Here is an 11,268-nt window from a genome sequence, read left to right as displayed (position 1 = left end):
TTCTGGCTAGATAGGTTAAGCCCCAAATACTAAACAGCATTTGGGGCTAAAAGTTACAGACTTAATATCTGTATTTCAGAGAAGTTTTTATTGCACTTGAAATGCAATATATTTTGATCGTCGGTATAAAAATCTTTTACCTCTTTATTATCGATAAAAATCTTTTTAACCTGGAATTTAACACCGATTACATTACAAACATACAGTTCATAATTAGGTGTATACAGCCCTTCGTTACGCTGGTTCACCTTAATCATCTGCGTATCGCCCTTAACTGTAAATTTCTTCTCCAGGTAAATATCCTGTTCGTAGGCAAAGGTATCGCCATGATCTTCGTACATGTAAGAATTTACCTCATAATCGCTGTGGTAAATGTTCAGTACCACTTCGGTAATCGATTTTTCATCTACATACTGCATTACAGGATATTCTGGCAAAACTGTACCGGCACGCACAAACATTGGCATGCTATCTATTTTGGCATCAACAGTATATTCGTTTCCACCTTCCAAAATTTCGTTGGTCCAGAAATTATACCACGTTCCTTTCGGAAGGTAAACTTTTCTGGAAATTGCGCCCTGCTCTAAAACCGGACAGATTAAAAGTTTGTCGCCATAACAAAACTCATCCTGACGGAAGCTGTTGCTGATATTTTCCTGCTCAAGCATAACCAAGGGCCTTAAAATAGGAAAACCATAACGGTGATGCTCCCAAAACACAGAATATAGGTATGGCATTAAACGGTAACGCAGCTCGATAAACTTCCGGTTAATATCTTCAAAAAACTCGCCAAAGCTCCATGGCTCACGCTCGGCAGTATCGCCGGCAGAGTGCGCACGCATAAAAGGCGAGAAAGTGCCCAGCTGTATCCAACGGGTAAACAATTCGCCATCTGGCTCGCCGCTAAAACCACCTATATCTGTTCCACAGAAAGGAACACCAGAAACTGATAAACGCTGGCATTGGATATTACCGATTTTTAAGTGCTCCCAAGTTGCAATATTATCACCCGTCCAAACACTGGCATAGCGCTGCATGCCCGAATAACCGGCCCTGGTAATGGTAAAAGGACGTTTATTGCGCATCAGTTTTTTCAGTCCTTCATAAGTAGAACGTACCATCTGCATGCCATAAACATTGTGGGCTTTACGGTGCGAGCCACGGTAACCATCGTAATTATGGCGGACATCGTTAGGGAAAGTACCTGAACCGAACACAGCTGGTTCATTCATGTCGTTCCAGAAACCGGCCACACCCATATCAACCAGTTCCTTATAGAGGTTGCCCCACCAGGTACGAACTTTTGGGTTGGTAAAATCGGGGAACTGGCAACGCCCAGGCCAAACATGCCCTTCCATATAATAATCGTCGCTACGGCGACAGAAAAATCTTTTTTCCTTACCTTCTTTAAATACCCAGTAATCATCATCAACCTTAATCCCCGGATCGATCATCACAACCGTTTTAAAACCGTCATCAGAAAGTTCTTTGATCATCCGCCTTGGATCTGGAAAATATTTTTTGTTCCAGGTAAAGCAGCGGTAACCATCCATATAATCGATATCCAGATAAATGGCATCGCAAGGGATTTTGCGTTCCCTGAACTGCTTGGCTATTTCTTTAACTTTGGTTTCGGGATAATAACTCCAACGGCACTGCTGGTAGCCCAGTGTCCACTTTGGCGGCATGGGGTGCGTTCCGGTTAAGGTTGCATAACGCTTAACCACATCCATAATGTGCGGACCGTGGATATAGTAGTACTGCAGTTCGCCTCCATCGGCCCAGAAACTGGTTTTATTTACATCTTCTGCACCAAAATCAAAATACGATTTGAAGGTATTATCGAAAAAGATACCATAAGCGGCCTGGTTATGCAGACCTATATAAAATGGAATGGTACGGTACAGTGGGTCTTGGTTCCAACCGAAAGAATAGGCATCGGTATTCCAGTTTTCGAAACGGCGGCCACGGAGGTTAAAATTACCCGATTTATCGCCCAAACCGAAGAAATTCTCTTCTGGGTGGCACTTTTTAGTGGCATAAATGTAATAGCCACCAAAATCTACATTTTCTTCCCAGTGCATCGAGTTGGCCTCATCAACCATCACCAGGTTGGTAATATTATCAGAAAAAGAAACATGAAAATTTGCCTTTTCTATTTTACAGGTTACCGCATGGGTAGAAATGGTATAATGATCGTCGTGTTCCTGCATTTTAAAAACAGAAACCTTTTGGTCTACTTCTGGTACAGCATAAGAAAAATCATCAAGAAAAACACCGTGAGGTGCCAAACGTACCCTGATAATATCATCACTTACCACACGTACTTCTACACGGGCATCACCATCAGAAAAATAAAAACGATTGCCTTCTTTCTTTACTTTTTTAACCGAACCAAGGTATTGCTTTACAATTGGCTTTACCGATATATCTACTGGATTGTTAAGATGCTGTATTTCCTGCTCCTTTTCAATCAGATCACTTACCTCATTAGGTTTGTCGTTTTGCGCTTCCATCCTTATTTATTCAAAATTTAAATTAATAGCCCTTAAACTGGGATGTGCTTAAGAAAGTACTATAATACAAATATTTTATTAAAAGGGGTGCAGCTTTTTTTCAAGGCTTGTTGATTAAAGTGTATTTTTTACACTAACTACTGACAAACAAGACCTTAAAATAAACATTTTTGTTTATAAAAATTTGTTTATTTTTGTATATGGAAAAATTGATTGAAAAATTTAAAGGCATCCATCCTGGACTTATACTTGATCGCGAACTTAAAAAAAAGGGGATCAAAAAAGGTCCTTTGGCACTTTCTTTAAGTGAATATCCGCAAACCATAAATGATATTACAAAAGCCAAAAGAGGAATAACGGCAGCCCTTTCCATCAAGCTCGATAAAACACTAGGTTTAGAAGAAGGAACAATGCTTATACTCCAGGCGTATTACGAAATACAAAGACAAAAAGATAAAAACATCGTATTAGACAAACCTAATTTATCGGTTATAAGAAAGATTCTATTCTGGGATACCGATTTTGATAAAATAAACTGGCAAAGGCAGTATCCATCAATTATCCGCAGGGTTTTAGAAAGAGGGAATGATGAAGAGAAAAATGAAATGGCCAGGTTTTATGGGCAGGATAAAGTGGAGGAGATAAAAAATAATCAGATTGTGCAAACTGTTAAAAAGTAATTGCAATTAGCCCATGTACTGGAATACGGTAAATCAAACACTAAAAAAGTGTCTGCTCGAACTTATGCAGGCACCTGAACTCTCTGACTTCAGATTGGTTGGCGGAACAGCCCTTAGCCTTTACCTTGGCCATCGCTTATCAATTGATATCGATCTTTTTACAGATGCCGAGTATGGATCTATAGATTTTAACCGCATCGAAAAATTTCTTAAGAACAAATTTCCTTATGTACAGGGTAATTTCGGTGAGTTTGCAGGACTAGGAAAATCCTATCTCATAGGAGCTAAAAAAGATGAGGTTGTTAAACTGGATCTTTTTTATAGTATGGATCCATTTTTCGAAGGTTTTATAGATCATGATGGGGTAAGAATGGCTTCAATACCAGAAATTACCGCAATGAAAGTAGATATTGTACAGCGAGGCGGGAGAAAAAAGGACTTTTGGGACCTGCACGAATTATTGAGCAGCTACAGTTTAGCGGAGATGATTAATCTGCACCAAAAACGTTTCGAATGGACGCATGATCCAACGCTGATCAGAAAAAACTTTTCCAACTTCAGCATGGCAGATGATGATTTTGATCCGATATGCCTTAAAGGGAAAATCTGGGAATTTATTAAAGAAGACTTATCAGAAGCTATTAAAAGCAGCACATAAATTTAAGCCACAAAAAAGCCCACTGTACTAAAATACAGCGGGCCACTTAAACTCAATAACTTATTTTATGGGTTAAAGGTCAATCCTAAATAATAGATTGCGCCAGCCATAGGGTTACCATAAGAGGTAAGGTAATATTTATTCAATACGTTCGAACCGCCCAATCTGATTACCGACATTACTGAAGGGATCTTCAAACTAACCTGTGCATCCAGCGAGCTGTATGCAGGTACTTGGCCCGAGGCAAAAGATGAATTCCAGTAAAACTGATCCTGCCAGCGGTAAGCAACATTGAAACCAAAGTTTTTAATAATTTCTTTATTGCCCAATCCAAGGTTATAGCGGATTTTAGGTGTATTGAAATCGTTGATATAATTTGCAGGTAAATCGCCGATCTGGTTATAAGAAACGTTACCGCTGATATTCCATTTGCCTACTAGATAATCTAAGCCCAATGCCGCACCATAAGAGGTAACTTCGCCTTCTGCATTAACCGGAACACCGTATTTCACAAAACTTCCGTTAACGTTTTGATAAACATCAACAGCAGTAATAAAATCTTTGTACTGATTGTAATAACCATATGCATCTACCAATAAATTAGGCATTACCAAACCCTTGTAACCTAGTTCGTATGATTGGACACTTTCTGGGCGCACACCTCTAGGATCAAAGGTGTATTGTTGCAAAAGTGCTGGGTTAGGCGTTCCGGTAGCTGCTGCCGATGCTAAAAATGCACGGTAACTTACATCAGTGTAAGCTTTGTTTCCATCCAGTTTATATTTACCGAACATAATTTCTGGCAAACCACCGATTAAACGCTGAGAACCACCACCCACTGAAAGATCGATATACTGGTTCTGTGTGGTTGGGTTACGGTAACCCGTTTGGTAAGATACCCTGATATTGTTGTTTTTAGCCACGGTAAACACACCGGTAATCCTTGGTGTAAACCTACCTTCAAAGTTCTGGCTCTTATCATAACGGCCTGCAAAAGTTAATTTAACCTTATCGTTAAAAAACTTTTTACCAATCTGCCCAAATGCACCATACTCTTTAATATCGATAGAATTGGTTAAATCGTTAAAAATTGTTCCTGCCGAATTCAAATCATAAAGACGGTAAGATGCACCTACCTGAAACTCTACCACCTTATTAAAAAGATTGGTAAAGTTGTACATACCTTCATAATGGTAAAGGTTCGATTTATCATCGAATTTGGCACCGTAAATACCTTTACTAGGATCAGAAGCACTGATGGTAGTATTCATGATGTTGTTTTTTGCCACTTCGAACTGAGGGCTTCCAGGCTCAAAACGGCCTTGGTTAGCAGCATTTCTAGCCAAAACATGGGCAGCGGCATCAGTCTGTCCGGCTGCTCTTGCACCAACATAATTTCCGATATACTGCGGGAACCAAGTGGTTGATGGTTTAGACACTTCATTAATGTAACTACCTAATATTGAAGAGATATAAGAATCGCCAGAGCGCTCTTGCGTAGTATAAGCCTTCACAAAAAAGTCTTCTCCTTTTACTTCCAGTTTGTACTGGCCAATATTAAAATTACGCAAAGAATAGCGGTCAGAACCGGTGTAAACTGAAGTTCCGGTACCCCAGTTGGCCTGCCCTACAGCTTGTATAGTATTAGTTATATTGTAGTATAATGCACCCGATGCTTTTAACGATTTGGTATCATAATCAACCAGGTTTTCTTCGTTATATCCTGTTCTCGATACATTCTGATCTGGGATTAAATTTGCCTTTAAGCCCACATAAAAAGGAAAATAATTTTGTACTGCCGGTCTTAGTGCTGCAGGTAAACCAGCTAAAAACCCCGCCTGTTGTGCTGTATTTGGAATGGCCGCACCAAAAGCACCGTCCATAAGCGCCTTAATGTTCGGAATAAGTCCGCCTGAGCCCGCATTGATGCCCGAAATAGTTGCATTTTGAACGCTCAAAGCCACATTCCTCATATTTTGGCTTACCTCGTCACCGTAGGTGTTTATCCCATCATAATTGGTATCGCTATTTCTATCGCCAGGTTTTGCTGTGCGCGAAACGCGGTCGAAATTTGAATAATTGTTACCGAACCAATCTTTTGCCTGTATAAACGAGAAGGCAGCTTTTACCCCAAATTTATTGTTCCACGATTTGGCCAAACGCACATCAAGTTGGTTAAATGGCTCAGCACTGCTATTGTTATCATTTACATGGTTTACCCCTGTTTTATACTGGAAACTTGCTCCTGGATATTTGAAAGGATCTTTTGAGGTCATCAATAAAGTACCATTAATACCTCCAGCACCGTAAAGGGCCGATGATGCGCCTGGCAAAAGTTCAACGTTATCTACATCAAGCTCGGTTATACCCACAATATTACCTACAGAAAAATTTAGTCCAGGGGCCTGGTTATCCATTCCATCAATATATTGGTTAAAACGGGTATTCCCATTGGAGTTAAACCCACGTGTGTTGATAGATTTGAAGGTTAAGCTCTGCATGCTGCTTTCTACCCCTTTCATATTGTTCAAAGCATCGTAAAACGATGGCGCTGCCACTTCCCTGATGGAGGCTGCACTCATGCGCTCAATAGAAACAGGAGATTCCAAAATGCGCTCAGGCGTTCTGGATGCAGAAACTACCACATCGCCACCCAGCACCACAGCCGTTTCCAATTCTATATTAATTCCGGTAGTATTACCTGTTATCTGTTGCTCAACAGTACCATAGCCCACGTAAGAAGCAACTAGAGTAAAAGGTACCTTTGCTGTTGTAGTGAACGTAAAACCACCTGTACTGGTAGAAGCTGTACCTCCAGACTGGCCTTTAATGGTTAAACTTACTCCAGCTAGTCCTTCTTTTGTCTGCTTATCTTTAACGGTTCCACTTACCGTAATACTCTGTGCCTGTGCCGCAATATTACCTGCTAACACAATTAATAACACATAGAAGATCTGTGTAAAAATTCTGCTCATAAACGATTGTTAATTTGGTTGTTTGTATTATTAGTTACATAAACTTAAATGCTTTTTTTGAATTAAACAAATTATGTAAGCATAATAATTTGAAATCAAATTATAATTTTGATTGATTTACAGTTTGTTGTATTTTGCATAGAACATAAATAGTCATTTTCACTTATCTTAGTAAACTGACTTGTTAGCTAACCATTATGAATAAAATTAAAGCCCTTATCTGTATCATAATCCCAATAGCATTAGCTTTTTTATTTAATACCAAATTAGGAAGTACGCCTCCTGTGCTAAAATTCCTAAATCCTTTTATGGGTTTTTGGCAAAATGCAGAGAACAATCACTTTATGTTTAACCACAAAGCGAAGATTAAAGGGGCAATTGATAAGATCGAAATTGTTTTTGACGACCGGATGATCCCGCATGTTTTTGCACAGAACGATCACGACCTTTACCTAGCGCAAGGCTACGTAACCGCTATGCACCGCCTTTGGCAGATGGATTTTCAAACACGCTTTGCTGCTGGCCGAATAAGTGAGGTGGTTGGCAATAAGGCCATTGAAGTAGACCGGTATCAACGCAGAATGGGTATGGTTTACGGTGCAGAAAATTCGCTTAAGGGAATGATGGCCGATCCAAAAGCCAAAGAAATGATACTCGCGTACACCGAGGGGATAAATGCTTATATCCAAACCCTTTCCAAAGCCAATTACCCCTTAGAATATAAAATACTGGATTTTAAACCCGAAAACTGGACACCTGTTAAATGTGCGCTGTTGCTCAAGCAGATGTCGGCCGTATTGGCCATGGGATCAGACGAATTTTACATGACCAATATCCTTAAAAAATTCGGTCCTGAAGTTACCAAAGATCTTTTCCCAGATTATCCTTTCCGCGAAGACCCGATTATCCCGGTAGGAACCAAATGGGATTTTGCACCCCTGCCTACACCAAAAACACCTGAAAGTTTTACCCAGGCCCAAACTGGTGAGGTAAAAACGACCGAAAAAAGAGAAGGTATCGGCAGCAATAATTGGGCATTATCTGGCGCAAAAACTGCTTCAGGCTACCCTATTTTGGCTAACGACCCGCACCTTGACTTAACCTTGCCATCTATCTGGTATCAAATACAGCTGCATGCACCCGGCGTAAATACTTACGGCGTTTCTTTGCCAGGGGCTCCGGGCGTAATTATCGGCTTTAACCAAAAAATTGCCTGGGGAGTAACCAATGTAGCTGCCGATGTACTGGATTTTTACCAGATTAAGTTTAAAGATTCTTCCCATAACGAATATTGGTACAACAACCAGTGGAAAGCGACTACCAAGCGCTTAGAAACCATCAAAATCCGTGGTGGTAAAGATGAAATAGATACCGTTTACTATACGCACCATGGCCCTGTTGTTTATTTTCAAAAACCCAAATATGGCAGGGCCGACAATGTACCTGTGGGCGATGCGCTGCGTTGGATTGCGCACGAGCAATCTAATGAACTGATGACTTTTTATTACCTTAACCGGGGCAAAAACTATAATGATTACCGCAAAGCCTTAACTTTTTACACCGCCCCTGCGCAAAATTTTATTTTTGCCAGTGTAGATAACGATATTGCCATTACACCAAACGGTAAATTTCCTTTAAAATGGAAAGATCAGGGCAAATTTATCCTGGATGGTACTGATCCGGCATACGATTGGCAGGGATGGATACCAAATGCCCAAAACCCAACGGTAAAAAACCCACCGCGCGGTTTTGTGAGTTCGGCTAACCAATCTTCTACAGATAAGACTTATCCTTATTATATCAATTGGGAATTTGCCCCTTACGAGCGTGGTAAAAGAATTAACGATCGCTTATCGGCCATGAACAAGGCTACAATGGACAGTATCCGCCTGATGCAAACCGACAACTACAGTATTTTAGCGCAAAACCTGGTTCCAGCTTTATTGCCATTACTAAATACCGAACAATTAAATGCTACGCAGAAAGAGGCCCTAAGCTACCTCAACAAATGGAATAAACGTTATGATGCCCATGAAATAGCGGCAAGCGTATTTGAAATATGGAGCAAAAGATTATCTACCGATATCTGGGCCGACGAATTTGAAGTTAAGGGCATCCCGATGCGGTACCCATCAAGAGACCGCACTGTTGAAATGATCTTGAAAGAACCAAATGCACCATGGTATGATAATATCCATACCAGTAAAAAAGAAACCTTATCCGATCTGGTAAATGAAGCTTTTAGATACAGCTGCGATAGTTTAGAGAGAAGATTTGGTCCTATAAATAAAGATTGGAACTGGGCCAATGTAAAACAGACCAATGTGCCTCATTTAGCAAAAATACCTGGCTTTGGGTCTAAAGTACTGCAAATTGGCGGAGCAAAAACAACCATTAATGCACTGAGTGAAACCAATGGTCCATCGTGGCGCATGGTGATAGAACTTGGCAAAAGTCCTAAGGGGCACGGTGTTTATCCGGGCGGACAATCCGGCAATCCTGGAAGCAAATTCTATGATAACATGATCGATACCTGGGCCAATGGGAAACTTTACGATCTGTTTTATATGCAAAGCCCTGAAGATAAATCAGGAACAGTTATCTCTCGTTTAAAAATTTCTAAATAATTAAAAATGGTTTTTATTGTAATACTAATTATCTGTTTTTTGCTGCAAATGATTGCTCCTTGGTGGATAATTATTGTAATTTCTTTTGCCACCTGCGGTATTATTGGCAAAACCGGAAAAATTGCTTTCTGGCAGTCTTTCATAGCCATCTTCCTACTCTGGATCGGTTATGCGCTGTTTAAAAGCCTCCCGAATGATAATGTGCTGGCAGGCCGCGTAGCGGTAATGACGGGGATTAAACTGTGGTGGGCACTGCTATTGGTTACCGGTATTTTGAGTGGTTTAGTGGCAGGCATAAGCGGTTATTGCGGGTATCAGTTCCGTATGGCCATGCTGGCTAAAAAAACTGACGAGAAAATAGCATAACGCTTTGTACTTTTGCAGTGTGAACACAACAGCTGAAGATATATTTTCCTTAAAGAACGACCAAGAGTTTAAATCGCTCGCTTTAACCATTTTTAAACTACAGGCCGAAAACTGTAATGTATACCAGGAATATATCTCGCATTTACGGATTGATGTAGCACAGGTAAAAGAAATAGCAGAAATTCCCTTCCTGCCGATCAGTTTTTTTAAAACCCATAGTATTTTAAGCAATAGCGATCCGGTTGAGGTTACCTTTAGCAGTTCGGGCACTACAGGCATGGTACAGAGCAGCCATCATGTTACCACTGCAAAACTTTACGAACAAAGTTACCTACAGGCTTTCACCGAATTTTATGGCGATGTGACCGATTATTGCTTCTTAGCACTGTTACCCTCTTATCAACAACGCTCAGGTTCATCATTAATCTACATGGTTAACGATCTGATTGAAAAAAGCCAGCACCCGCAAAGTGGTTACTTCTTGTATAACCATGGCGACCTTTTGCAAACCTTACTCGATTTAAAAGCGAAGCAGCAAAAAACCGTATTAATTGGTGTTACGTACGCCCTGCTCGATTTTATCGAAAAGTACGACATTGATTTTCCAGAGTTAATTGTGATGGAAACAGGAGGCATGAAAGGCAAACGCAAAGAAATGGTGCGCGAAGAATTACACGAACAACTTGCGGCAGGTTTTGGGGTAAAACATATCCATAGCGAATACGGTATGACGGAACTGCTTTCGCAGGCTTACTCGCTTGGTGAAGGCATTTTTAACTGTCCTAAATGGATGCAGGTACTGATACGCGATACCAACGATCCTTTAACCTTAGTTGATCAGGGAAGAACGGGCGGGATTAATGTAATCGACCTGGCCAATATCAACTCCTGTTCTTTTATTGCCACACAGGATCTGGGCAGAATAAACCCTGATAATAGTTTTGAGGTACTGGGCAGGTTTGATAATGCCGATATCAGAGGCTGTAACCTTCTGGTGCAATAAGCTTAATTTACCTTATCTGCACAGTTGGCGCAGGTACCTGTAGCAATTAAGTTAAGGTGTTCTACCTTAAATCCGGCAGGAACTTTTAATGCCGGGATTTTAACAGTATCCAAACAATAAATTTTATGGCAGTTATCGCAATTAAAATGAACATGTTCGTCATGGTGCTCGTGCGCGCTGCAGCCTTCCGAACAGATGGCGTAATTGGCCGTGCCCTGTTGATCTAAAACTTTATGGATAATCCCCTTCTCTTCAAAAGCCTGTAAAACACGATAAAGGGTAACACGGTCAGCATCTTTGCCCATTACCTGTTCTAAATAAGGCTGTGAGGTTGCCGAATCGCGTCCACTCAAAATTTCGAGCACCTGAAGCCTTGCCCCTGTTCTTTTTAAACCGTTTTTAACCAAAAGTTGTTCGAAACGTGCTGTTTTATTCTCCATAGC

The 11,268-nt window shown here is 40.6% G+C and carries 8 protein-coding genes; 5 read left to right on the top strand and 3 right to left on the bottom strand.

All coding sequences use genetic code 11. The features are described from left to right. Positions 1-53: 53 nt before the first annotated feature. Complete coding sequence (locus ACS5PU_RS13040; protein ID WP_439459609.1) at positions 54-2,516, bottom strand: glycoside hydrolase family 31 protein; 2,463 nt, start codon at positions 2,514-2,516, stop codon at positions 54-56. 170 nt (positions 2,517-2,686) lie between these two features. On the opposite strand from ACS5PU_RS13040, the gene ACS5PU_RS13035 reads away from it, so the two are divergent. Together ACS5PU_RS13035 and ACS5PU_RS13030 are read left to right on the top strand one after the other, a co-directional pair. Further along, positions 2,687-3,196, top strand: coding sequence for a helix-turn-helix transcriptional regulator (locus ACS5PU_RS13035; protein ID WP_439459608.1), 510 nt, complete (start codon positions 2,687-2,689; stop codon positions 3,194-3,196). A 13-nt stretch (positions 3,197-3,209) separates the two neighbouring features. Beyond that, entirely contained in the window at positions 3,210-3,854 is a 645-nt protein-coding gene (locus tag ACS5PU_RS13030; protein ID WP_439459607.1) for a nucleotidyl transferase AbiEii/AbiGii toxin family protein, read from the top strand. 65 nt (positions 3,855-3,919) lie between these two features. Here ACS5PU_RS13030 and ACS5PU_RS13025 read toward each other — a convergent pair whose 3' ends face one another. Further along, positions 3,920-6,829, bottom strand: coding sequence for a TonB-dependent receptor domain-containing protein (locus ACS5PU_RS13025; protein ID WP_439459606.1), 2,910 nt, complete (start codon positions 6,827-6,829; stop codon positions 3,920-3,922). Between the two features lie 197 nt (positions 6,830-7,026). Between ACS5PU_RS13025 and ACS5PU_RS13020 the strand changes: the two genes are divergently transcribed. Genes ACS5PU_RS13020 through ACS5PU_RS13010 form a run of 3 tightly spaced genes read left to right on the top strand, consistent with a single transcriptional unit; the run spans position 7,027 to position 10,825 of the window. After that, positions 7,027-9,456 (top strand): penicillin acylase family protein, encoded by a 2,430-nt coding sequence (locus tag ACS5PU_RS13020; RefSeq protein ID WP_439459605.1) that lies wholly within the window; start codon positions 7,027-7,029, stop codon positions 9,454-9,456. 6 nt (positions 9,457-9,462) lie between these two features. Beyond that, the gene (locus tag ACS5PU_RS13015; RefSeq protein WP_439459604.1) at positions 9,463-9,822 is read left to right on the top strand and encodes a hypothetical protein; all 360 of its coding nucleotides are present in this window, start codon (positions 9,463-9,465) and stop codon (positions 9,820-9,822) included. 19 nt (positions 9,823-9,841) lie between these two features. Then, a complete protein-coding gene (locus ACS5PU_RS13010) occupies positions 9,842-10,825 on the top strand; it encodes a LuxE/PaaK family acyltransferase (protein ID WP_439459603.1) in 984 nt (327 codons plus the stop codon). Between the two features lie 2 nt (positions 10,826-10,827). Here ACS5PU_RS13010 and ACS5PU_RS13005 read toward each other — a convergent pair whose 3' ends face one another. Further along, positions 10,828-11,265 (bottom strand): Fur family transcriptional regulator, encoded by a 438-nt coding sequence (locus tag ACS5PU_RS13005; protein WP_439459602.1) that lies wholly within the window; start codon positions 11,263-11,265, stop codon positions 10,828-10,830. Between the last annotated feature and the right edge of the window lie 3 nt (positions 11,266-11,268).

Origin of the sequence: Pedobacter sp. GSP4, assembly GCF_051857575.1 — a bacterium.
Lineage (GTDB): Bacteria > Bacteroidota > Bacteroidia > Sphingobacteriales > Sphingobacteriaceae > Pedobacter.
Note: the sequence above shows the minus strand (reverse complement) of the source record. Positions and strands in the feature narration are given on the sequence as shown.